Source organism: Rhodopirellula sp. P2 (assembly GCF_028768465.1).
Taxonomy (GTDB): Bacteria; Planctomycetota; Planctomycetia; order Pirellulales; family Pirellulaceae; genus Rhodopirellula.
The window spans coordinates 4,030,475-4,053,327 of sequence record NZ_CP118225.1 but is presented as its reverse complement, the minus strand read 5'-3'; the positions used below and the strand labels follow the sequence as shown (position 1 = coordinate 4,053,327).

General features: G+C 56.5%; 16 protein-coding genes, 1 pseudogene and 1 riboswitch. Of the genes and pseudogenes, 10 read left to right on the top strand and 7 right to left on the bottom strand.

The features are described 5' to 3' along the window. Nucleotides 1-8 precede the first annotated feature (8 nt). On the bottom strand, nucleotides 9-860 hold the full coding sequence (locus tag PSR62_RS14225; RefSeq protein WP_274403664.1) for a tetratricopeptide repeat protein: 852 nt from the start codon (nucleotides 858-860) through the stop codon (nucleotides 9-11). 89 nt (nucleotides 861-949) lie between these two features. Between PSR62_RS14225 and PSR62_RS14220 the strand changes: the two genes are divergently transcribed. Further along, the gene (locus PSR62_RS14220) at nucleotides 950-1,963 is read left to right on the top strand and encodes an AEC family transporter (protein ID WP_274403663.1); all 1,014 of its coding nucleotides are present in this window, start codon (nucleotides 950-952) and stop codon (nucleotides 1,961-1,963) included. A 39-nt stretch (nucleotides 1,964-2,002) separates the two neighbouring features. Here the strand turns inward: PSR62_RS14220 and lptE are convergent, their stop codons facing one another. The 3 genes from lptE to recO all read right to left on the bottom strand — a co-directional run bounded on the left by lptE (nucleotide 2,003) and on the right by recO (nucleotide 4,712). Continuing rightward, nucleotides 2,003-2,554 (bottom strand): LPS assembly lipoprotein LptE, encoded by a 552-nt coding sequence (gene lptE, locus PSR62_RS14215; protein ID WP_274403662.1) that lies wholly within the window; start codon nucleotides 2,552-2,554, stop codon nucleotides 2,003-2,005. Beyond that, a complete protein-coding gene (locus PSR62_RS14210) occupies nucleotides 2,551-3,621 on the bottom strand; it encodes a tetratricopeptide repeat protein (protein ID WP_274403661.1) in 1,071 nt (356 codons plus the stop codon). Before PSR62_RS14210 ends, lptE begins: the two co-directional genes overlap by 4 nt. A gap of 203 nt (nucleotides 3,622-3,824) precedes the next feature. After that, nucleotides 3,825-4,712: a DNA repair protein RecO gene (recO, locus tag PSR62_RS14205; protein WP_274403660.1), complete on the bottom strand. Its 888-nt coding sequence runs from the start codon at nucleotides 4,710-4,712 to the stop codon at nucleotides 3,825-3,827. 681 nt (nucleotides 4,713-5,393) lie between these two features. Here recO and tpx point away from each other — a divergent pair. The 8 genes from tpx to PSR62_RS14165 all read left to right on the top strand — a co-directional run bounded on the left by tpx (nucleotide 5,394) and on the right by PSR62_RS14165 (nucleotide 16,192). Next, a complete protein-coding gene (tpx, locus tag PSR62_RS14200; protein ID WP_274403659.1) occupies nucleotides 5,394-5,912 on the top strand; it encodes a thiol peroxidase in 519 nt (172 codons plus the stop codon). A gap of 165 nt (nucleotides 5,913-6,077) precedes the next feature. Beyond that, nucleotides 6,078-7,097 carry a phosphatidate cytidylyltransferase gene (locus PSR62_RS14195; protein WP_274403658.1) on the top strand — a complete coding sequence of 340 codons (1,020 nt, stop codon included), beginning with the start codon at nucleotides 6,078-6,080 and terminating at the stop codon, nucleotides 7,095-7,097. A 106-nt stretch (nucleotides 7,098-7,203) separates the two neighbouring features. Continuing rightward, nucleotides 7,204-8,262, top strand: coding sequence for a PhoH family protein (locus tag PSR62_RS14190; protein WP_274403657.1), 1,059 nt, complete (start codon nucleotides 7,204-7,206; stop codon nucleotides 8,260-8,262). Further along, on the top strand, nucleotides 8,259-10,643 hold the full coding sequence (locus tag PSR62_RS14185) for an HD family phosphohydrolase (protein WP_274403656.1): 2,385 nt from the start codon (nucleotides 8,259-8,261) through the stop codon (nucleotides 10,641-10,643). Before PSR62_RS14190 ends, PSR62_RS14185 begins: the two co-directional genes overlap by 4 nt. After that, nucleotides 10,643-11,206, top strand: a complete 564-nt coding sequence (ybeY, locus tag PSR62_RS14180; protein ID WP_274403655.1) for an rRNA maturation RNase YbeY — start codon at nucleotides 10,643-10,645, stop codon at nucleotides 11,204-11,206. Before PSR62_RS14185 ends, ybeY begins: the two co-directional genes overlap by 1 nt. Beyond that, nucleotides 11,203-12,495 carry a hemolysin family protein gene (locus PSR62_RS14175; RefSeq protein ID WP_274403654.1) on the top strand — a complete coding sequence of 431 codons (1,293 nt, stop codon included), beginning with the start codon at nucleotides 11,203-11,205 and terminating at the stop codon, nucleotides 12,493-12,495. Before ybeY ends, PSR62_RS14175 begins: the two co-directional genes overlap by 4 nt. A gap of 198 nt (nucleotides 12,496-12,693) precedes the next feature. Further along, nucleotides 12,694-14,598, top strand: coding sequence for an asparagine synthase (glutamine-hydrolyzing) (gene asnB, locus PSR62_RS14170; RefSeq protein ID WP_274403653.1), 1,905 nt, complete (start codon nucleotides 12,694-12,696; stop codon nucleotides 14,596-14,598). A 127-nt stretch (nucleotides 14,599-14,725) separates the two neighbouring features. Beyond that, nucleotides 14,726-16,192: a hypothetical protein gene (locus PSR62_RS14165; RefSeq protein ID WP_274403652.1), complete on the top strand. Its 1,467-nt coding sequence runs from the start codon at nucleotides 14,726-14,728 to the stop codon at nucleotides 16,190-16,192. Here the strand turns inward: PSR62_RS14165 and PSR62_RS14160 are convergent. Beyond that, nucleotides 16,181-17,191 carry a DUF4465 domain-containing protein gene (locus PSR62_RS14160; RefSeq protein ID WP_274403651.1) on the bottom strand — a complete coding sequence of 337 codons (1,011 nt, stop codon included), beginning with the start codon at nucleotides 17,189-17,191 and terminating at the stop codon, nucleotides 16,181-16,183. The genes PSR62_RS14165 and PSR62_RS14160 overlap by 12 nt on opposite strands. A gap of 247 nt (nucleotides 17,192-17,438) precedes the next feature. Continuing rightward, nucleotides 17,439-17,687: riboswitch (cobalamin riboswitch) on the bottom strand. A 147-nt stretch (nucleotides 17,688-17,834) separates the two neighbouring features. Continuing rightward, a pseudogene (locus PSR62_RS25755) lies at nucleotides 17,835-18,032 on the bottom strand (type I restriction endonuclease); the annotation flags it as partial. Nucleotides 18,033-19,301: 1,269 nt separating this feature from the next. Here PSR62_RS25755 and PSR62_RS14155 point away from each other — a divergent pair. Then, the gene (locus PSR62_RS14155; protein ID WP_274403650.1) at nucleotides 19,302-20,000 is read left to right on the top strand and encodes a haloacid dehalogenase type II; all 699 of its coding nucleotides are present in this window, start codon (nucleotides 19,302-19,304) and stop codon (nucleotides 19,998-20,000) included. 136 nt (nucleotides 20,001-20,136) lie between these two features. Here the strand turns inward: PSR62_RS14155 and PSR62_RS14150 are convergent, their stop codons facing one another. Next, nucleotides 20,137-22,242 (bottom strand): family 20 glycosylhydrolase, encoded by a 2,106-nt coding sequence (locus tag PSR62_RS14150; protein ID WP_274403649.1) that lies wholly within the window; start codon nucleotides 22,240-22,242, stop codon nucleotides 20,137-20,139. Between the last annotated feature and the right edge of the window lie 611 nt (nucleotides 22,243-22,853).

Here is a 22,853-nt window from a genome sequence, read left to right as displayed (position 1 = left end):
AATCCAGGTCAGGCAGCTTCCGAAAAATCGTTGAATTTCTGATCGTCGTCCCGCTGGCCATCGTGCTGATCGCCCGACTGCTCCTGGACGTCTTCCGCTGCAAACGACTCCAGCGCCGTGTCGAGGGACAGGGTCGATGGCTGGCCGTCCGGCTCTCTCGATCCGCTGGGGGGCAACTCGTCGGGCGACAAATCCTCTTCACCGGCACGATCGTGCGATGCGAATGCGGCGGCACCCGCCTCTGCTTCGTCGATGCTTGCGGATTCTGGTTCGTCCGATTCTTCTGCGGCGGACTCCGCGTCGTCTTGCAGTTCACCGCGCGAATCGAGGTCACGCTCCAGCCGTGCTCGCTCGCTTTCCCACTCCAAGTTCCAAGCGGCGGCGGCTTCCAATTTTGGAATTTCCGTCAACAAGGCGTCTGCGGCGTTCAATCGTCCGGTGTGCCGCAGCACGGCGGCTAGCAACAACAGTGCGGGCGGATCACGGGGCTCAATTGACAGCCCGGCTGTCAACGCCTCTTCTGCCAACGCGTAGTTGCCCGTTAAATAGGCGACTTGTGCTTCGGCAAAGCGGTCCGGTTGGTCGCTGACTTGGCGGGGCGACAACAGCAACGGCAACTCGCGAATCGAACGAACCGTCAGCACACCCCAGGCGGCGGCCACGATCCAACAGGCCAGCATGACCAACGCCCCGGACATCCATCCGGGATAAATGAACTTGGCGATCAGCAATGCGTTGACCACCGCGGCAAACGCGACGGACGCAGGCAGAGCTGACAACCGTCCGCGCCACCACAACTCCGACATCCCCGGCCACAGGCACGTCCAATAATGTTTCGCTTGGATCGACACGATTTCCATTGCACGACCAATACGAAATTCAGTGCCTGTGCAGCAAGTCGAAACCTCGCAAGTGAAACCCGTCCCCGCCCAAGCCAGGTAACCTGCTCATGCTGATGGACCCGGAAGCCTTTGCCATCATCACCAGCAGTGTCCTCGGTGTTTTCCTGGTCATGGGCGTCGGTGCGGTGTGCCGGATCCAGCACTGGTTGACTCACCAGGCCGATGTTTCGCTCGCCAAACTGACGGCGAAAGTCCTGCTGCCCTGCTTGTTTCTGGACCGGATCCTCGGCGATTCGACCCTGGATTCCCTGGCCTCCGCGTGGCTGCCGCCGCTGCTCGGTTTTTCGATCACCACGTTCGGCTTTCTCGCGGCATGGTACGTCGCCAAAACAATTGGGCCCTGGGTGGGCTTGAAAACCGACGCCCAGCAACGAGCGTTCGCGCTGTGCGCAGGGATCTGCAACTACGGCTACATCCCCTTGCCGCTGGCCCAGATCACTTACCCCAATGCAGAGGTCGAGATGATTCTGCACAACGTCGGCGTCGACATCGCGCTCTGGAGCGTGGGCGTCGCGATCGTGACGGGCAGCAGCGGAAAGAAGCCCCCCCAAGAACAGACAAGCGTTTGGCGGCGAAACTGGGAACGAATCAGTCCCGTCGCCACAAGCGCCCCGCTGATCGCGGTGATCGTTGCCCTCTCCCTTCGGGCCACCGGCGCAGAAACCTTGATCCCAACCTCCGTGATGCGTTCAGTGGGACTGCTGGCCTCCAGTTCAATCCCGCTCGGGTTACTGCTCAGCGGAGCGATCCTGGTCGACTTCCTACGAGCAGCGGACTGGACCGGATCCGCACCGGTGATTGGATTGGCAGTTGGTTTCCGCCAACTGTTCATGCCGGTCGTGATGCTCGGCATTGCCGCGGTGACGGTGACCGGCACGGACTTGAAGCAAGTGCTGCTGCTGGAGGCCGCCATGCCATCGGCGGTGTTCCCAATCGTCTTGACCAGGCTCTATGAAGGTGACACGGCAACGGCCCTGCGAGTCGTGCTGTCAACTTCGCTGCTCGGGATCGTGTTGATTCCGGTCTGGATGGCCATCGGTGCTTGGTGGCTGGGCGTCTGATTCGCGAGGGGTTGGATCAACCGCTTCGACCAAACCGGCTCACCAACGAGCTTCCATTTGGCTGACGATTCGGTTTGCCAGATCTTCAATGGCCTTTTGCGTGGCCGTGTCGATCGATTGCCCAGCTTCGGGAACAAACCGCTCGTCCTGACTGAAGAGGATCGTGAGGTCATCCGTTGGGACGATGGAATTCTTCATCAGCAGTCGACCTTGCCGATCTGACCAAGAGGCCCGGACCTGAACCGCTGCATCCAGAGCACGCACGTAGTCGGCATCGTTTTCGGTCAGAACCCGTTTGGTTTCGTCGACAACCTCGCAACGCAGCACCGTGTCGGCGAGCGGATCCGCCGTGACCTTGTATGGAGTTCGCAGCTCAATCTCTTTGTTGAGCGCTTCGGTCAGACGAACGCCAAGGTCCTCTCGAAACGTCGCATTGCGAATGACTGGCACGTGCACGGTTCGAATGTTCTGCGGGAACAACGAGGCATTGCCGAATTGATAGGGCGCGCAACCCGAGAGGCACCCCACGATCACTGTCGCAAGGATCCCAAACACCGTCACCGAATTCTGTCGTCGTGTGCGTTGGCTCATCGGTAGATCGACTCGTTGCGGTCACCGGTGGATGAGTTGAACTTGGTTTCCAAAGGTGGCGATCGGCGACTGTCTGGGAAGACTCGCTTGAGCACCATCGCAGTGACTCGCTCCGCGGGAACGGCGGGGTACCCCGAAATGGCTTCCAGTCGCTCGCGGGCTCGATCTGCAAAGGGAGTGCTGGGATAATCACGCAGAATCATCTGGTAGTGCAAACGTGCCGCACCGTACTCCGATCGCTTCTCACGAAAGATCGCTCGGTCGTTCAGCTTCTCTGCCCGGCGGAAGGCGACTTCAGCGGCGGCGCGAGCGACCATTCCAGAGGTTTCAGGATCCTGCAGGCGATCCGGGAAACGCTCACGGGTTTGCCGGACCAACTTGTCAGCTTCTTCCAACATCAGCCCGCTGTACTTGGGCCCCGCAAAAACTTCGAGCTTGCAACGAATGCCCATCAGGTGTGCGTTGAAAAAGTGCTCGCTCTCGGGAAATGTTTCGCGGAGGTCCGTCAAGAACTCGTCGGCGGTTTCGAAATCGCCCTGACGCATGTACTCGACCGCTGCGGCCATCGTTGCATCATCGGCCAAGCGTCCGGTTGGATTGTCGTATCGGATCTGGTCCAGGACACGAACCGCGTGGCCTTCGGTGTCCAAACGCGGGCGACTGGGATCGAACAGATTGAATTTGAACCAATCGTCTTCGGTCGCCCGTTCGGTATCGATCCAGTACTGAGAAATTGCGAACGCGCGGGCGGCGGCTTGGTCGACATGACGGTTGTTGGGGAACTCTTTGTTCAGACGTTCGTAAACGTCCGTCGCGTCAGGGAGTTGATCCGAAAAGAACAGGCTCTCGGCTTGCATGAACATCGCATCTTGCGCCAACGCAGTGCCCGGCTGCGCGTCAGCAGCCCGAGCGAACAATTTGGCGGCGCGGGCAAAGTCCTTCTTTTCCGTGCCCTCCGCTTCGCCATCGAGTTCCGTTTGTTTGGTGCGAGCGGCAGCAGCACGGAACAACTGGTCGGCTTCTTGATAGAGCTCTCGGGCTCGCTCCGCATCGGGTTGCTCACGCATGGTGAGAAACCGCAGGGCACGATCAGTGGTATTTTTTGTCGAATCCCAAAACCCATCTTGGGCCTGAAGAGAATTCACGCCCGACAATGGAGCAGCAAAAACAGCGAATGCGAGTAACAGCGAACGGCGAAACGTCACGAGCAGCTTCCTTCAGTCAAGTTCGAAATGACTCGTTGGAGATACTCAACTCGCTCGCCACGTCGCTAGTGCGAATCGAGCTTGCTGGGCAGGAATGCTTGCATTCGCGGCGTTTTCCCGATCAGTGCCTCCAGCGTGTGATTCAGCAACCCGCGCAGGTCACGGTAGATTGCCGGGGTCAGCGAGGGAAACAGGCGGCCAATCGGGAACGCGGCCGAGGGCAGCGGAGCCGGATCCTCGGGGCTCGGATTCACCGAAAGCGTGCCTTCTGAGATCCCATGTTCACCACTTTGGGTCGCTGGATTCGCCGCACCGTCCCCGTCACCACCAGGATCGCGAGCGAGTTCACGCAGAGCCCCCAAGGCATCCCAGCTGACCGTCATCAGATGACTTTGCGCCGGACGGCAGGTTTCACACACCACGCCGCCCCCGACCAATGAAAACGAAGCTCGTCTTCGGCTTCGCTCCACGTCCTTCCCGCACACCGTGCAACGATCGGTTGCCGGGGAATGCCCCAACAATCTCAAACACTGGGCATCAAACGCCAACAACGTTTCCGCCACCGGACCATCCCCATCGATCATCCCCATGGCCGACAAGGTCATGTCGAACAATTCGCCGTGTGGGTCGTCGTCGTCGACCAGCAACCGCAGCATTTCCGCGATGTAATACCCGGCGTGCAGTCGGTCCAACGATCGCTGGGCACCACGAAAACGACGGCGGAGTTTGGATTCAGTCAACAAATCCAGTGTATCGCCTGGTTTGCCAATCAAAGTGATGGCACACACTGACAACAGGTCCAACGATCCCTCAAAAGGACCTTTCAAACGCCGAGCCCCTTTGGCGAGGGCTGAGATCCGCCCGAGATCCTTCGTCAGCAAGGTGACGATCAGGCTGGTTTCGCTGAATTCCACCGTTCGCAGAACAATCGCGGTGGTGGATTGATTGATCATCGATGAAGTGTGATGGGGTCCGACCCAAGATTGTTCATTGGTTCAGCGTCACAGCAGCGATCGCTGCCGCCAAACCAACCGTGAGCAGCGGTGCGAACGCCTCCTGCTCGCCTCATCCAATGACAGCGACACCCCGAAAGGCGGAACGCTGGATTGTTTGGGCATCTCGAGCGTGGCGCCCAAGCAGCGAGTTGCGCCCGGAGGGAGTGCGAGGAACCTTGAAATACGCAGCCGTTACATGCAAATCCCATTACTCCTGCGCACCCCGTCCGGATGCAATTCGCCGCTGCGAATTCGTGTCTCTGCAAGCCTTGCCCGGCGATGTGTTCCATTCGAGCACACAGCCAAACTGCCCTGCGAAGTGAATTCTACCACGACGTTTCGTAGTCTAACTACTGGGCCGGTCAGGGAAAGCTGCGTGCAACCGAAACGACCTATTTGCACATTCCATGGCGATGTTTGCAACCTAAATTTTCCCGCTCTGCGTTGGATCTGCCCGCAGTCGGCTCATCAATCCTGATTCCAATCGGATTTGACTGGGACACTCTTGCGGGGACGCTCCCGTGGAAGACCTCTCCCGCCGGGAAACCCAGGAATCACCCCGGGGTTCACGGCCGGAACGGCGATGCGCATACTGCCGGGTTCCCGTCCAACCTGTTCTCTCAATCAAAGTGAATTTCGATGAGTCAAAGTGGTGTGATCACATTCAAAGGCAATCCGATGACTCTCGCTGGTAGCGAATTGGCAATCGGCCAAACAGCTCCCGATTTCAGCTTGCACTACGCCCACGAAGGTTTGAAAGAACTGAAGTTGGCGGATTTGAAGGGCAAACCTTCGATGATCAGCATCGTCCCCAGCTTGGACACGCCCACCTGTGCGATCCAAACGAAGAAATTCAATGAGCAACTGGGCGAACTGGGTGACAAGATCAACGCGGTCACGGTCAGCCGAGATTTGCCCTTTGCACAAGCTCGTTTCTGCGGAGCCGAAAACGTTTCGATGCGAACGGCCAGCGATTACCAAACGCACGCGTTTGGTGAAGACTACGGCGTCGAAATCGAAGAACTGAAATTGCTCAGCCGTGCTGTCATCGTCTTGGACGCGGAAGGCAAAGTGGTCTACAAGCAGATCGTGGCAGAAGTCACCGAAGAACCGAACTACGAAGGAGCCCTGCAGGCTCTCAAAGATCTGGTTGGCTGATTGACTTGATTGGCTGAGTGAAACGAAGGCCCTGAGAACGATTTCCTCCGTCGACAACGTCGGCGAGCTGGGAATCGTTTCCAGTCGGCCACTCCTGATTTCTGAGTCACACCTCGTGTTCCGATTTCAATTTCTCAATTCGATTTTTTCCAAGGACTCCCTTCATTGTTGATCGACCGGCTTCGCAGCGCAGCGGTGTTGATAGCGATCTCGATGGGGTGCCTGTTCGCCGATGCGAGATTCAGCACCCCCGGAACAGAAGGCCTCCTTCTGATTCCGCTGCTGCTCTTTTTCGCCCTGGGCACCACTTGGGACGTCACGTCGCTGTTGCTGGCATCTGGCCGCAACGTGTGGCGAACCGGGTGCATGATCGCGGTGGGTGCGATCAGCTTGGGCTCGGCCATCCCGACCTTGGTCAACGCAGCGTCCCAGTTCAGTGAGGGTGCCATGGGGGCGTATCCTGAGAATTGTCCCATCGGGCCATTGGGGTGGGCGATGACCATGGCCATCGCTTCTCTGTTCGCGCTGTTGATTCGCGAAATGCGAACTTATGGCGTCTCAGCGACGAACGATCTGGATACCTCGTTGGCGACCAGCGACTCGGCGTCCGAACCAAGTGCCACCAACCTTGACCGAACCAGCAGCATCGACCGAACCATGCGGGCCGCGTTTGTCTCCCTGTACATCGGGTTGCCAATGAGTCTGCTTTTCTCGATTCGCGGTTTGGGCAGCGACATCAGCACCTCCTGGGGGCTGGCAGCGCTACTGACCATGATCGCAACAACGAAGTCAGCCGACGCAGGGGCTTACTTTGCTGGCAAGGCATTGGGACGGCACAAACTGATTCCGCGTCTGAGTCCTGGCAAGACTTGGGAAGGTGCGATCGGCGGCGTGCTCATGTCGACGCTGGTCGCGATGGCTTGTTTCCAGTGGTTGTTCCCAGCGATGGTTGCCGGTTCAGTTGCTCCCGCTTCGCTTCCCTCGATCGGTTGGGCGTTGATTTTGGGCCCAGCTCTGGCGATCACCGGAATGGTTGGTGATTTGGCGGAATCGATGTTCAAACGCGATTGCGGAGCAAAAGATTCCGGAAATTGGCTTCCCGGTTTGGGGGGAGTCTGGGATGTGACGGATTCATTAATTGCTGCGATTTTGCCGGCTTTTCTGTGTTTAGCGGCAGCGGCATGACGGCCTCTCGGCCTCCCGTGAATTCTGCTCAATCCAACGCCGCACGATGGTCGGACCACGTGTGGGACGGTTAGAATGAGTCTCTCTTAATGAAACGCTCTGACGCATGTCGGTCCAATCTGCAATGAACGAAGCCACGCTGTCGACAGCGGGTCCCAATGAAGTCCTGACGCTGTTCGGTCCTCGCGATCAACACGTGCGAAAGCTGCGACGGCTGTTTGGTGTCGACATCACTCATCGAGCGGGGAAAATCCGCGTCGCTGGTGAAGAGACCGGCGTGGGGGCGGCGATTCGAACGCTGGAAAAACTGCGTTTGCTCTGCCGCAAAAATGGCTCGCTCAGTCTGGGCGACATTGAAACCGCGGCAGCCGAAGAGGGTGCCGAAATCGAAAATGGTCGCCCACCGACTCCCAGTGGCGAAGCCATCAACCTGCAGAACGCGGGACGCAAAATTGCCCCGCGAACGCCGGGGCAAGCTCGCTACGTCGAAGCGATCCGAAAACACGATTTAACAATCGCGACGGGCCCCGCCGGTTGCGGCAAAACTTATTTGGCGGTGGCCACCGCCGTCGAAGCGCTTCGCAACGAATCGATCAAGAAAATTGTGTTGGTGCGGCCGGCCGTGGAAGCCGGCGAGAGCCTCGGTTTCCTACCGGGTGACTTGCGAGCCAAACTGAACCCCTATTTGCGGCCCCTGCTCGATGCCCTGGGTGAAATGGTTGACTTTGACCAAGCCCGTGCATTGATGGAACATGATGTCATCGAAATTGTTCCTTTGGCGTACATGCGAGGCCGCACACTCAACGATGCGTTCATCATTCTGGACGAAGCTCAAAACACGACCGTGGCCCAAATGAAGATGTTCCTGACCCGGATGGGCGAACGGAGCAAAATGGTGGTCAGTGGAGATGCAACCCAGCTGGATTTGCCTCGCGGAGTGCGCAGTGGACTCCATGACGCGGTCTATCGGTTCAGCAGCATCCAAGGCATCGCTCAGATTCGCTTGGGAGCCGCCGACATCGTGCGTCACCGCCTGGTGCAACAAATCGTGGCTGCTTACGAACAGAAAGACGGTGAAACCGTCGTCGATGAAGTGTCTTCCTCAACGGAATTCAACAGCGACGACGAAGCCAATTCAAACGATCCGGGTGCTGCGAGCGAATGAGCGGAGCGAGCAAAAGCGGGACGACCAAAGGCAAACAACGTGCGGGCAAGGAACGCATTGAGTCGCTCGGGATCCCGAAGTCCAAATGGGCGACCTGGTGGTCTCGAAAAGACAAGGCGGAATGGTCGCTCCGTGTCGGAATGACGCTGATCGCGGCGATCACAATCCTGGTTTTATGCTTCACCTGGAAACCCGCTTTCAGTTACCGCAGCGGTGCCATCCCCGCTCGCGATTTGATCTCCCGCGTTGACTTTCAAGTGGCGGACGCGATTGCAACCGGTGATTTGAAGGAACGCCGGCGCCGCGAAGTGATGACGCTGTACCGCAATTCGCCTCAGCGACTGGAACAATTGCGAGCCGCGCTCAAGAACCGACTGTTTCTGGTCCTGGGTGCCGCCAACTACGAGCAACTTGGCAAAGAAGAACGATCCGCGTTGACGGAATTCTACGAAGGCAGCGAGACCGCCCCCGATGGTGAATCGCCGGCCGAGCGTTTTGCTTTGCTCAAGCGAGTCTTCAGCAAGGACAAGGACCTGGCAACGCTGGAAGCCGCCGTCGATTCGTCAATGCTGAAGCTCTACAAGAACGGCATCTTGCAGGCCCCGCAGCACCCGCCCGAAAAAGGGTCGCAGCGGATGATCCGTGTCTTCACCGGCGATCAAACCGAAGAAGCGGTCCCCGTCGAACTGTCCAAGGTCATCATCGCGGAAGCCGGCAACCAACTCGTCAAAGAACTGCGTGACCAATTTCGTTCCAGATTCCCCGGTGACGAAGGCTTGATCGCCGCCGACATGATTGGCGATTGGCTGCGGACGCGACTGCCCGAATTTGAGACGCTGAAATACGACGACGAAGCCAGCCAGAAGGTTCGCGACCAAGCCGCCGCCGCGGTCGAAGACGTGATGATGACCTTCTACGCTGGCCAAACCAAACTGGCCGATGCAGGGAAACCGCTGACAGGCCGCGAATTGGGACTGCTCCGCAGCGAGTGGTCCAAATTGGTTGAGTCCATGCGTTGGGTTGATCGAGTCGCTCGAGTTGCCGCCTACGCCGGGATGATCGCCGCACTTTACTTGCTGTGTGGTTCCTACATTTGGTTTGTTGACGACCGATCCCTGCTGCTGGATCGCAACAAACTTGCCAAACTGCTCGCGTTGATGGTGATCACCATCGTGTTGGCCTACCACGCCTCACGCGATGCCTGGCGAGCCGAACTGGTTCCGCTGGTGCTGGCATCGATCACGGCCGCCGTGATCTACGGTCGCGAATTGGCAATTCTACTGATGGCTTCGGTTTGCTTGTCGGTGATTCTGTTGCTCGGTGCGGACATTCCGAACTTGGTTGCCGTGACAGCCGCCTGCACCACCTGCACCTTGTTGACCGGTCGCATTCGCTCTCGCACTTACCTGGTCACAGTGGGCCTGATCTCCGCCACGATCACCATGTTCACTGTCGTTGGCGTCGGGATCGTCACCGGACAAACACTTTCCTCCGGCGCACCGGGTGGCAACCTGGAAGGCATGCTCAGTGGCGGATCGCTCAATCATGTCGTCAATGGCCTGATCGGCGAAGCGGGTTGGGCAGGCGTCTGCATCTTGTTCTCGTCTCTGGCGATGACGGGTTTGTTGCCATTGGTTGAAAAAGCATTCGGCGTTCAAACCGACCTCAGCCTGTTGGAACTGGGCGATGCGTCGCACCCGCTGCTGCGTCGCTTGGCACAACGAGCCCCGGGGACATACAACCACTCCATCAACGTGGCATCGATCGCGGAAGCCGCCGCCGATGCAATTGGTGCCAATGGCTTGCTCGTTCGCGTGGGAGCTTACTTCCACGACATCGGCAAGATGTTCAAACCGGAATACTTCATCGAGAATCAATCGGCGGGAATCAACCAGCACGATTCCCTGCAACCAGCCATGAGCACGCTGGTCATCATCGCGCACGTCAAAGACGGCGCGGATCTGGCTCGCAATCACCACCTGCCTGAACCGATCATCGATTTCATCCTGCAGCACCACGGCACGACGCTGGTCGAATACTTCTACCGCGAAGCCGCCAAACGCAGCGAAGAAGATCCCAATCGTGAAGCGGTCAGCGACAAAGACTTCCGCTACCCAGGCCCCAAACCGCAAACACTTGAGGCCGCCGTGTTGATGCTGTCGGACACCGTCGAGAGCGCTTCGCGGACGCTGGTCGACCCAACCCCCGCTCGGATTCAAGGCTTGGTGGACGCGATCGCCCAAAAGAAGGTCGCGGACGGTCAGTTCGATGACTGCGGCATCACGTTTGCCCAGTTGCATCGTGTGCGACAAAGCCTCGTGAAATCGTTGACTGCGATTTATCACGCACGCGTGAAGTATCCAGGACAACAATCGGCGTGATGGGACAACTCGAGACCAACTTGACCGCGGATGTCCTCATCGACGAGGAAGCAGAACCTGACTTATCGGTGTGGTTTGGTTCCCTGGCGAACGCGCGCGCCCAACTTGCAGAAGCTGCGATAGCCGCCGCCACTGTGGAAGGTTGCGATCATGGTTCGATCGGAGTCCGGATCTGCGACGATGCCGCCATCCATCCCATCAACCGCGAATTCTTGCAGCACGATTACCCGACCGATGTGATCAGCTTCCCGTATGAACTGGCCCCACCTCGGGTTGAAGGCGAACTGATCGCCAGCTTCGAAACCGCCATCGAAAACGCAAGTGATCCCAGCAACCCGCTTTCTCCCCGCGAAGAATTGTTGCTGTACGTCGTTCACGGAACCTTGCACATCGCCGGCCATGACGATCAATCCCCGGAGCCTCGTGCCGCCATGCGTCGCGCGGAAATCGTGGCGATGAAAGCGATCGGGATCGAATTGCCACTGAGCCCCCCTTCCACGTTGGAGACGTCCCCGGATGATGACTCGTCGGACGACGGTATGTCGAGCGGAGACTTTTCATGAGCAACTTGAGTGAACTTCATGCCCTGCCGTGGGCAGCCCTGGGTTTTGTCCTGGGCAGCATCGGTGGCCTAGGGAGCGAACTGCTGGATCGGTTCGCCGGTCGGTCGCTGGAGATTTATTGCCGGGTGAAGAAGAACCGGGACCGCTTTGGTTCGGTGCTGGACCATCAAGACACCGTGATTCGCGCGGGTGCCTACCTGCACGTCATCGGTTCGGTGATGTTCGTTCTGTTCGGCACGATTGTCGTCGTCAATCGCGTGGATGTGGATCTCAACACGTTGCTGGCATGGGGAATCGCGGCCGCCGGGCTGACCATGCTGACTCACACTTGGCTGCCCAACGCGGTGACACGGTTCGCCTCCGCACCACTGCTTTATCACACCTGGCCGTTTTGGCGAACGATGTCGTTTGTGATGCGTCCGCTGCACGCTCCCGGCGAACTGCTCGAGATCATCTCTCGTCGCTTGGCAGGCGTGGAAGAAACAGAAGACGAGGACGAAGAGCAACTCGAAGACGAAATCCGCACGATTGTGGCCGCGGGAACCCGGGAAGGTTTCTTTGCCCCCGGCGTTCGCGAAATGATCCAAGGGGTGATGGAGCTTCACGAAGACACGGTGGGGCACATCATGACGCCTCGAGTCGACGTCAATGCCATCGAAATCAGAGCGACCTGGGAAGAAGCGATCGAGTCGATCATCGAAACTGGACGGACTCGTTATCCCGTCTACGAAGACACCATCGACAATGTGGTGGGGATTTTGTTCGTCAAAGACTTGCTGCCCTATTTGGCGGGCGAAGGTTTGCCCAACAAACCGTTGATTGATCTCTGTCGTCGCCCTTGGTCCGTGCCCAAAGATCGCAGCGTCGACCTGTTGCTGCGTGAATTTCTACACAGCCGTTCGCACATGGCGATTGTTCTCGATGAGTTTCAGCAAACTGCCGGTGTGGTGACCATCGAAGATGCCTTGGAAGAGATCGTTGGCGAAATCGTTGACGAATCAGACGAAGAAGAAGAAATCGAAATGCGAGTGATCGACGACGACACCATCGACGTCGACGGACGGGTCATGATTGATGATGTCAACGACTTGGTTCACTGGGACCTGCCTGAAAGCGATGACTATGAAACCGTGGCCGGTTGGGTGCTGCATCACACGGGAATGATCCCCACCACCGGGCATCTGATTCGCGTCGGCCATTGGGAGATCGAAGTGTTGCACGCCACCAGTCGCAAGATTGAAAGCATGCGGATTCGTCGTGCAAACGGCGAAACTCAACGCGTCGGCTAAGCAGGTACGCAGGAATGATTGGGTTTCATCTTGTGAGCCGTTTGGGCGTTAGCCCCGGTTTTACGTGGGAACCGTGGCTAACGCCAAACGGCTCACCTACCCGATGACACCTGCGTAACTGCTTAAAACGTCATCGAGATGACGGCGTTCGATGATGTGATTTTACTTTCCTTCCTGACTCCAGCCCTCTCGTTATCTATGTGCGGTATCACCGGCGGTCTCTGGCAACGCGAAGACCAAGCGATCAGCGCCGAATTGCTGTCCAGGATGACAAGCGAAATCGCTCACCGCGGTCCCGATGATTCGCAAATCTGGATGGACGCCGAACATCGCGATGCGACCGGCCAACCCATGGGCGTTGGCCTGGGATTCCGACGCTTGTCGATCATCGACGTGGACGGCGCACGCCAACCACTTGCCAACGAAGACGGCCAGGTCCGGATGGTCTTCAACGGGGAGATCTACAACTACGAAGTGCTGCGAAAACGCTTGCAGGGCGCCGGGCACCAATTTGCAACACAAGGCGACGGCGAATCGATCCTGCACCTCTACGAAGATGTGGGGACGGACTGTTTCTCGTCCCTCAACGGGATGTTCGCCATCGCGATTTGGGATGCCAGACGCAACCGAATCGTTCTAGCACGAGATCGCATCGGTCAAAAGCCGCTTTACTATTCGTACAAAAACGGGCGTTTGGTTTTTGCCAGTGAACTGAAGGCCCTGCGGCTGGTGCCCGGTGTTTGCGAGGAAGTGGATCCCAACGCAATCGATGAGTTTTTGACTTATCAATACATCCCCCATCCAGGAACGATTTTCAAAGGCGTTCACAAATTATCGCCTGGCCATTTCGCAGTCTTGGACCAGCGCGGGCTGCGCGTGGAACGGTACTGGAACTTTGACCCATCGGTGGAACGTCCGATCGGACGGGAAGAGGCCACTGAAAAGGTTCGTGACTTGCTCTCCGACTCGGTGCGGTTGCGAATGCGCAGCGACGTTCCGCTGGGATCGTTCTTGTCAGGCGGAATTGACTCGTCATTGATCACCGCCTTGGCAGGCGATCACACCGACACCGCCCTGCGAACGTTCAGCATCGGATTTCCCGTCGCGGAATTTGACGAGACGCGTTACGCAGCTCAAGTGGCGGAACACTTGCAAACCGACCACACCCGGTTTGAGGTTCAACCCAGCGGCATTGAAATCCTGGAAAAGCTGGTTTGGCACTACGACGAACCCTATGGCGATTCATCTGCGGTGCCAACGTGGTACTTGTCGAAACTCACTCGCGAAAGCGTCAAGGTGGCGTTGTCGGGTGACGGTGGCGATGAACTGTTCGCTGGCTACGAACGGTACCGAGCGCTTTGGATGAGCCAAAAAATTGCTCGCCTCTTCCCACTGAACCGAATCCCCGGGATTGGACTGATTCAAAAACTTCCCGATTCGAATCGCCGTCGTTCGATCATCCGGCGAGCCAAGCGGTTCTTGGAGGCAATCGATCAACCGGTCGTTCGGCGGTATCTGAATTGGTTGCAGATCTTTCCAGAATCGATGCGGGCGTCGATGTACAACGATGACTTCATCGAACGATTGCCCGGAAATGACCCCGTTGATTTCCTGGAATCCGTTTGGGCTCGCAGTGAAGGGCGAGACGTTGTCACGCGTGCTTCCACCTCGGACATTCTTTCTTACTTGCCGTGTGACTTGTGCACCAAAGTCGATATCGCGTCGATGGCTCACGGTTTGGAAGTTCGCCAACCGATGCTGGATCATCGTTTCGTCGAGTTGGCGGCATCCCTTCCCGTTGAACACAAATTTCGGGGGCGACGTGGGAAGCTGATTCTTCAAGATGCCTTTGGTGATCGCATCCCCTCGTCGATCTTCACTCGCCCCAAAATGGGCTTCGGGATCCCAATCGGGCAATGGTTCCGGGAAGACTTCAAACCGTTGGTGCACGACACGATGTTGGCTCAAGACGCGCGGATCAATCAATTCTTCCGCCCCGAGGTCATCGCGGGGTTGGTCCGTTCCCACGAAAATGGCGAGCAAAATCATGGCTATCGGCTGTGGAATTTGCTGGTCCTGGAAACTTGGCTGCGGCAACTTTAGCTCTCACCGAAAAGCACGCCCGCCACCAAGAAGATACAAACCACTCTCGGATGAACTGATAAACTGCGGTCTTTGCTGATCATCCACGCATCAGCATCGCGTTCCCGCGAATCCGATTGAGTATCTGATGAGACGATCTTTGCGCTGGTTGCTCAGCTGTTGGCTGCTCGGTTGTTGCTCCTTCGCAACTGCCGAAGATTTCTTCCTCACAATCGGGGGCGGCTACTCGCCTTCGGGCAACCAAGCCTCGCTTGAGAACAATGTGCTGTTCTCACAGCGTGCCTTGAGTGAACAAGGGGTGCTCGGCGACCACAACGACATCTACTTTTCGGACGGGGATGCGGTCGGAAAAGATCTGCAAGTGATGGATCCGAATTCGGTTCCCAAAGCCAATCGTTTGATGGCCGAATTCTTTGGCAGTCGCGATTCGCTGGGCCTGTCTTATCGCAATCACAGTGTTCCCAACGTGAAGGGCAGCACTGAACCTGAAAACATTCGCAGCTGGTTTCGAGATGTGGGTGTGACGATGCAATCGGGAGATCGATTGTACGTTTACGTCACCGCCCACGGGAGTCGAAGCAGCGACCGCCAGTCACCGTATGACACCACGATCGCAACTTGGAACAACAGCTCGATCCGGATGACAGAATTCGTCGAAATGCTGGACGGGTTGCCCAAGGGCGTGGATGTTGTTGCGATCATGGTTCAGTGCCATGCCGGCGGTTTTGCACGATTCATTTTCGACGGCGGTGACCCTGACCAAGGCCTTTCCCAACAAAACCGAATTGGCTTTTTCGCCACCGTGCATGATCGGCCCGCGTCGGGCTGCACGCCCGCAGTCGATGAAGCCAGCTACGTGGAATACAGCACCTACTTCTGGGCGGCACTCTCCGGTCGCAATCGATCAGGACGCCTCATCGAACGCCCGGACTATGACGGGAACGGAGTTGTTTCGTTCGATGAAGCTCACGCGTACACCGTGATCACCGCGGACACGATCGACTTGCCAGTGATGAGTTCGGGCGAGTTCCTGAGCATTCACAGCCATTTCGACGAAGACAATCCGGACCTGCTGCGAAACGATGAGTCCTACGCGCTGATCCTGGACCTGGCGACTCCCTCCCAGCGCGCGATGCTGGAAGGATTGTCCGAACAATTGAATCTGTCTGGTGACGAACGCATCAACGCAGCCTGGAAGACAACGCAATCTGATCGAGACCGAAACTCGAATCGACGCCGACGACGCTCCTCCCCCGAGGATGGCCTGCGACGTCGGATCACGCGCGACCTGGAACGCAAATGGCCGGAATTGGCAAACGTGCTCAATCCCATCGCCATCGAACTGATGACCAATCGCCAAGAAGAGTTCATCGACGTGGTCGAGAACCATCCCGACTACCCGCGTTTTCGCGAACTGACAGATACCCGCGAATCCGATGAAGCCAAAACCAAAGTGAAGTACGAGCGATTCGTTCGAATCGCTGACAATGTTGCTTTGGCAGAAAACCTCCGGCGTCTCGGTGACGAACTGCTTGTCGCGCAGTACGAAGCCATCGTGGCTGGAGAAGCCGGTACGCTGAAGTCAACGAACTGACTTCGTCCCAACGTTTTGCGACGTTTTAAGATCGCCGACACCGTGTTGAGTGCGACGTCGTCGTCGTCGTTGCCAAGCCACCCCCAACCCCGCGCAAGCAATCCACGCCAGCGACCCCGGTTCAGGAACCGCGGTAACAGTCGCAAAGTTATCCAGTGCAAAGTAACCCGGCGTGTTCATGCCGTAGGGTCCCACGTCGCTGGAAGACAAATTGAAATGCAAGCTTGTGGCGTTTGACAGCGATGCCAAATCGATTGTCTGCCACTCATCCAGGATGTAGTCCTCCAATGAGTCAGTGAAACGAAAGTCCGCTAGGAACACATCGATCGTCGCGTCCAGGATTTGGTCGTTCGCATCAATTCCGAAAATGGACAGTTTGAGAAAGTCGGGGTCTGTTCCCGACACTCCACCAAATGGTTTCGCAAAGGAATCGCCGTCACGCATCGAAAGTGCTGCGTACGTTGTGTTGCTCACATCCAAACTGATCGCCTGCTCCCCCTCAGGCAAATAAATGCTTGGCAGTGCCGTCAACGTGTTGATGTTGGTCGGAGTCGAGTTGGCATAGCCAAAGGCCACTGCGTAGTTGCTGGAACCGTCTGATCCCTCCCCCGGGTAAGCACTGAATTCATTCGGGTAACCTGGTGAGATGGTGTCGGTGTGATTGGAAACGGCAAACCCGCTCCAGCTGCCATACAGATCGTTGTGGCGGTTGGAGAACTCCACTCCATCAGCGGAAAAGACTCCGATGTGATCATTCCCTCCATACGGTCCCGGTACGACGGAGGCATTGTTGACGGGACCATTGAACACCCCCGATGCGTCCAGGGGTTGGTCCTCAAAATCGACCACCACATCGGCCTGGATGACGCTGCCTCGCAAACTCGAAAGACAAACGAAAGCCAGCAGCACCCACCAAGGCAATGCCAGTGAATGGTCTTGCAGCGGATCGCGTGAGGAAACAGTGACGAAACAAAAGCGGTTCGAGCGAGAAGTAGACATGGAGACAATTCAAAGTGCAATTTGCTTTGAACTTTCTGTTGCCGGCGCATATTCCCCCTGATGACTTCCAGCTGGATCGCAAAATCACGAGCCAAGTGCGAGAAGTTCAATCCACGGAGACCCTGCGACGAAACCCAATTCAATAGCTGAAGACGGAAACCCAACCCATGAACCGCCGCAACCTCGATCAAAGCATGGCAACATTGGTTTCATACGTTGCAACGTTTGCCTCAATCCAAGAAGGCACCCAAACGTCTTGCGCGAGGTAGGTCTTCTGACTCACCACCCTTTTGTTCCCTCACCGCCTTCTCACTCACGAATCACGTCACAACGCGAAAACGAGAACAATGGCTGAATAGAAAAAGTGAACAATGAGATCGACTTCCGAAGATCTCTGGTGGCACACAGCGGCCGGACCGTCCCGGAATTTCACCGGAGTTCCCTGTTCACTGATTTGGCTGAAACCAAACCAGTCACCTCGAACGCCGGCGATTCTAGCCACGGCCGATTCGCTGTCAACACATTTTAAAACGCTTTGAATCGCCCCCAGAAAACGGAGGTCAAGCGGATTCACTCCCCCCCGTCCCTCCGGGACGTCCATTGAACTCGTGACAAATTTCAGCGGGACGGTGCCAAAGTACCGAGTAACGGTACCGTTTGAGATGAGGAACAACTGCGGGAATTTGAACAGTGAGTTCTCGCTGTTAAAGCTCTCCTTGCTGTAGCGGTGTACCTGGTTGAACGCTTCGCGAATCTCCACGCCTCGCCGTTTCAGCAAATAGATATTCTGAATCCGTTCGCGTTCGAGATCACCCTCACTCTGGTCGCTTTCGGCAACCATCCATTCCCAGTTGTATTTTTCCAGGATCGATGTAAGCAGGTCGGCAGGAATGATCGGGCAAAACCATGTGAGCCGTTTGGGCGTTAGCCCCGGTTGTACGAGGGAGCAACGACGCTACCCAAAACATTCAAAATGCTGAAAGACTCCTGCCGAACTGCTTAGTTGCTCGATTTGGCGATGGTTTTGTACTCGGTCATAAAGATGCATTGTGTTCTGTTGTCATTGATGCCGCGAAAGTTGGGCCGGAGTGTGCGATCGTGACTGAATGTCGCTCGGTTCTCCGAACCGAAAGCGTTTGCCAGCCGGGCAGTTCTCCGAACCGAAAGCGGCGGCAGCAGGTATTTGAATTCTGCAGTCAGCGACCGCACAATCTCCGGAAACCTCTAAGAGAACCGCAAAGGGGCGTAAGAGCGGCGTTCTTGCCAACAGCTGCCCCCCAGATCGGTCAGTTCTGCTGCCAGTCCATCAAGCAACCGTTCTCCGTGCTCAGCACGGTCTGCCCCTTTCAGCTCGTATTCCGAGATGTAGCAATTCCCCCAGCGTTTTGCATTCGACTTCGCCATTTTCAAAATTCAACAACTGATCACGATAGTAGTTGTTTTGTTTTTTGCGGGCGTTTTCATCGCTCGCCAGCGCCCGTTTGCCTACCATTTTCACGGCGAACAACGATTCTCGGAATGACTCCGGAACAACGCTGGATGTATTTTCGAGACAGAGGTCGCTGTGTGGTCCCGTTGGCCAACGCGGCCCCTCGAAACCCCAACAACGGGAACACAAACACGGCTACGAAGAAAAAACGCAAACCGCTTTCGTGCAAAGAAATGGTTCAGGCAATGCTTTGGACATCCCCAGGCGGCAAGAGGCCCGACGCGCCCCCTCTACGCCGCGATCCCAAAGGGCACCACCCGCCTCGGTGGCGGGTGACGCCTACGAGCTCGTTCTGAGAGGGGTTGCTGCGATTGGACGAGTCCACCTGGGAAGCACTTTCAACTGGTTTGCCAAATGAAAACGAACTCCGGGTTGGCGGGAATCGGGACGGGGAACACATCATTGAATTGCACCGAGCCTGTTCCCCATGACCTTCTCTGTTCGTCATTTTCAATGAAATCGCATTGCACGCAGCCCATGCCATTCTTTTCGAATCGTTTCGCTCTCTCCGTCCTGTTCATGCTTGTTTGCATGACGAACTTGCCCGCTCAAGAAACGGCAAGCGTCCCATCCAAGGCTGCTCCTTCGAGAGAAGCCAACCAACTGCAACCGGATCCCCCCATGCTCCACTCCAATACGACCATTCCGAAAGTGATTGTGTTCGACGTGAACGAGACGTTGCTCGACTTGGCTCCGTTGAAAACCTCGGTTGGCAAAGCCTTGAACGGACGCGAAGACCTGCTGCCATTGTGGTTCTCAACGATGCTGCATTACTCGTTGGTTGAAACGTTGGCGGGCGAGTATCACGACTTTGGCGAAATCGGTACCGCCGCCTTGATGATGGTCGCCGAGCGGGAAGGAATCGAACTGGACCGCGAATCCGCCCGGGCTGCGATTGTCACTCCCTTGAGATCCTTGCCAGCACACGCCGACGTTCGCGAAGGACTGCAGCGACTGGCAAAGCAGGGCTTTCGCTTGGTGAGTCTGACAAACTCCTCCTCAGTGGGCGTCCAGACGCAAATGAAGAACGCTGGAATCACCGACTTGTTTGAGAAACGTTACAGCGTTGATCAACTCAAAAAGTACAAGCCTCATCCAGCTCCTTATCAGATGGTGTTGGATGACCTGGGGGTCCAACCTCATGAAGCCTTGATGGTCGCTGCCCATGCCTGGGATCTAGCGGGAGCCAAAAGCGTCGGAATGCAGACCGCGTTCGTGAAACGACCTGGAACCGCGTTGTACCCCAACGTTCAGAAGCCTGATGTGATCGTGAATGACCTGAATGAGTTGGCCGACATCATGCCCCAGGCGAAGCGTTGATGGTGTGACCGCCCTCCAACAGGCGGTGTCGAATTTGCAAACGCTTGGGGCTGGTGGCTCGCCCGCGCCCCAGCCATCGAACTGCTTCCGCATGAAAACAGTTGGTTCTTTGACGCAGTGCTCTTCATTCAGTCACTCAGAAGACTTGCACTTCGATGATCTTCGAAAACGAATTGAACACATAGCCCTTGTTGCCATGGGACAGAAGCCGGACGTAACGCACCTCGCGTGGTGAGAAGTGGTGCTCAGCGGGAACCGTTGGGTCTGCGGGCTTCTCCATCCTGGCCGTCACTCCTTCGAAGTCGACTCCATTCGTCGATGTCTCCACGCGGTACTTTTCGAATGACCCCGCAATGCTGTAGGCAAACACGTTGATCTGTTTCACCGACTGGACGCTTCCCAAGTCAATGGTCAGGTGGATTGGTTCTGGATCTGCGGGGTACCCCAGGTAGAAACCGAGGTTGTCGGTTCCCCCATCGGTGATTCGCTGAACGGAAAACGGCGGTCCAGACGTCGCACTTGAGGTGACCGGTTTGTGCAGAGCGAGATTCGGTTGACCGTTCACTTTCACCAGGTTGCATCGGCTCCCATGGCCAATTGCCTGCTTGGCGGAAAACGCCGTGGCGCGGACCGTGGCACTCCTGGTCAACTCAAATGGCGACTCATAACGGGTTGATTCCAACGACGGTTCGGAACCATCCGTGGTGTAACGAATCTCGAAACTCGAAGACGAACGACCAGCGATTTCAGCCATCTTCAGCGTGACCAATGTCGAGTGTTCAAAGACGCCGTCCGCTGGGACAATCAAGTTCGTGGCGTCGATTGAAACGGGATAGAACGCTGCTGACCTTGCCTTCTCGGCCAACGAAGACCGACTTTTGAAGTCGTCATAATTCCGTTCAACGTTCGGATTCCAGGCGACTTCGGCAAATGGAATCAAACGAGGGAATGCCTGCGACGAGAAATTCTCTTCACGGCCTTCCCACCACGGCATGCAAAATCCAATGAGTTTGTCGGTTGGCTCCACCTCAATTGGATTGGCGTAGGTTCGAATCTCCGGATTCACGTGTTTGAATCTTGTCAGCGACAGCGTTTCATAAATGTGCTGGGGCGAAGTCATCGTGAAGTTGGTGCGAGGATAGTGATCGACCAGATACAAAGGATCCCATGCCGCATTGACCACCCGGTGTCCATTCTGAACCATTTCGTCGGCCGGGTAGTTGATCGTTCGCCAGTTCAGATGGATGACTTCCGGATGGACTCGATTGTCACCGGTTCCCGCCCGCGGTCCCTCCCACACCAAAGTCTCTGTGCCTTTGCTCTTCAGGTACGCTTGCAGTTTGTTGATCAAGTCTCGCTGCAGATTCTCGGGCACGCCGAACGCCTCATCGCCACCGATGTGGACGTACGGCGACGACGGAAAGACAGCCATCATTTCATCCAACAGCGTCTTGATTCCCTTCAGCGCCGTTTCGGACTGGGTCAAATCCGTCGCTGTCTTTCCAAAGACCTCTGGGTAGACACGGCGCAACAGTTCGGAGTGACCAGGAACTTCTAACTCAGGAATGATGGTGACGCCACGCTCGACCGCGTAGCGTTCCAGGTCCTTGAACTCTGCTACAGAAATCACTCCATCCCAAAGTTTCGGGAAGGCGGTCGAGGGAAAGGCGATTCGCTGATCATCGGTGAGGTGCAATTGAACGGAGTCGACTTTATAGAACCAAAGCAAATCGATCGTTTCTTTCAATAGCTCGATGCTGTGGGGATTTCGCCCCATGTCGATCATCAGATTTCGATAGGTGAGCTGGGGCGAATCTTCGATCTGCAGTTGCGGGATCGATTTTGAATTGTCGCTGCCGATCAACTGAAGCAGCGTTGCCGTCGCATGAGCCAACCCTTTGACGGTCGAAGCGGCCACCTGAATTTGATTGGACGTGACTGCGATCGAATAGGCTTCTGGCCGAAGTTCTGCTGAATGGGTGAACGTCAGCAACGCGTGTTCGCCATCCGCGAATTGCAGTTGATGTTCTCCCCGCGTCATCCACTTCAGACGTTCCCCAAAGATCGCGAGGTGCGTCGCCCACGTTGGATCGTCAGGTGTTTCTGCGGTGAGGATTTGAGGGAAATCCAATTTCGCTCCCTGTTGGATTTTCATCTTGGTAGGTAGCGGCACCATTGGAATCTCGGCCGCAGCAACGGAAGACGTCAACAACAGGAAAACAAAGAGGCAACGGAAAGTCATGATGCAATCGGGAAGATGTGAAACAAAGGATCGGTCGGATCGGTTGACAACGAGCAAACCAATTCCTCCAAGTCGTTCTCGACAACGATGCGTCCAAGCACGGTGAACAACGGCCAGGGAGGATGGTCCATGGACGGCACAGAATGGACACCGTCTTTCCTACAGGATAGGTGCGGTCCGACGATTCATCGACAGGTCGATTCGCCAGTGCTGCACTGAACCCCCGTATTGATTGCTCTGAGACAAACTCTTCCCCAAACCCAGACGGCACGCGTCGTCGTTCTTTCGAAAACGGGACATGCGGCAGCAAGCGATCGATGGCAACGAAGTCCATTGACTTTGATGGCAGCATTGGCTCGCCAACCCCATCGAGGAACCAGAAAGCCCTCCTGCAAATCCAGCATGAATCATCAGCACGAGGACGAGACGCCTCGAGATTCCGGGAACGTCATCGGCGGATGACTCCGGCAGAACAATCCACCTTTGAAGAAAACTTGGCAACACTGCCGACCGGAACTGCAAGCCTGGCGTCCGTCTTTGCAGACGGCATCCTCGAGAGCGTCCGAGGGCTTGTTTCTGAATTGCGGAGGCAGTCCTGGTGAGTCACTGTT

Bases quoted from the DNA above. Each gene is read 5' to 3' on its own strand.
- PSR62_RS14190 (WP_274403657.1), top strand. From the start codon at position 7,204: ATGTCGGTCCAATCTGCAATGAACGAAGCCACGCTGTCGACAGCGGGT.
- tpx (WP_274403659.1), top strand. From the start codon at position 5,394: ATGAGTCAAAGTGGTGTGATCACATTCAAAGGCAATCCGATGACTCTC.
- recO (WP_274403660.1), bottom strand. From the start codon at position 4,712: ATGATCAATCAATCCACCACCGCGATTGTTCTGCGAACGGTGGAATTC.
- asnB (WP_274403653.1), top strand. From the start codon at position 12,694: ATGTGCGGTATCACCGGCGGTCTCTGGCAACGCGAAGACCAAGCGATC.
- PSR62_RS14225 (WP_274403664.1), bottom strand. From the start codon at position 860: ATGGAAATCGTGTCGATCCAAGCGAAACATTATTGGACGTGCCTGTGG.
- PSR62_RS14185 (WP_274403656.1), top strand. From the start codon at position 8,259: ATGAGCGGAGCGAGCAAAAGCGGGACGACCAAAGGCAAACAACGTGCG.
- ybeY (WP_274403655.1), top strand. From the start codon at position 10,643: ATGGGACAACTCGAGACCAACTTGACCGCGGATGTCCTCATCGACGAG.
- PSR62_RS14165 (WP_274403652.1), top strand. From the start codon at position 14,726: ATGAGACGATCTTTGCGCTGGTTGCTCAGCTGTTGGCTGCTCGGTTGT.
- PSR62_RS14160 (WP_274403651.1), bottom strand. From the start codon at position 17,191: ATGTCTACTTCTCGCTCGAACCGCTTTTGTTTCGTCACTGTTTCCTCA.
- PSR62_RS14220 (WP_274403663.1), top strand. From the start codon at position 950: ATGCTGATGGACCCGGAAGCCTTTGCCATCATCACCAGCAGTGTCCTC.
- PSR62_RS14210 (WP_274403661.1), bottom strand. From the start codon at position 3,621: ATGCGTGAGCAACCCGATGCGGAGCGAGCCCGAGAGCTCTATCAAGAA.
- PSR62_RS14150 (WP_274403649.1), bottom strand. From the start codon at position 22,242: ATGACTTTCCGTTGCCTCTTTGTTTTCCTGTTGTTGACGTCTTCCGTT.
- PSR62_RS14155 (WP_274403650.1), top strand. From the start codon at position 19,302: ATGCTCCACTCCAATACGACCATTCCGAAAGTGATTGTGTTCGACGTG.
- PSR62_RS14175 (WP_274403654.1), top strand. From the start codon at position 11,203: ATGAGCAACTTGAGTGAACTTCATGCCCTGCCGTGGGCAGCCCTGGGT.
- lptE (WP_274403662.1), bottom strand. From the start codon at position 2,554: ATGAGCCAACGCACACGACGACAGAATTCGGTGACGGTGTTTGGGATC.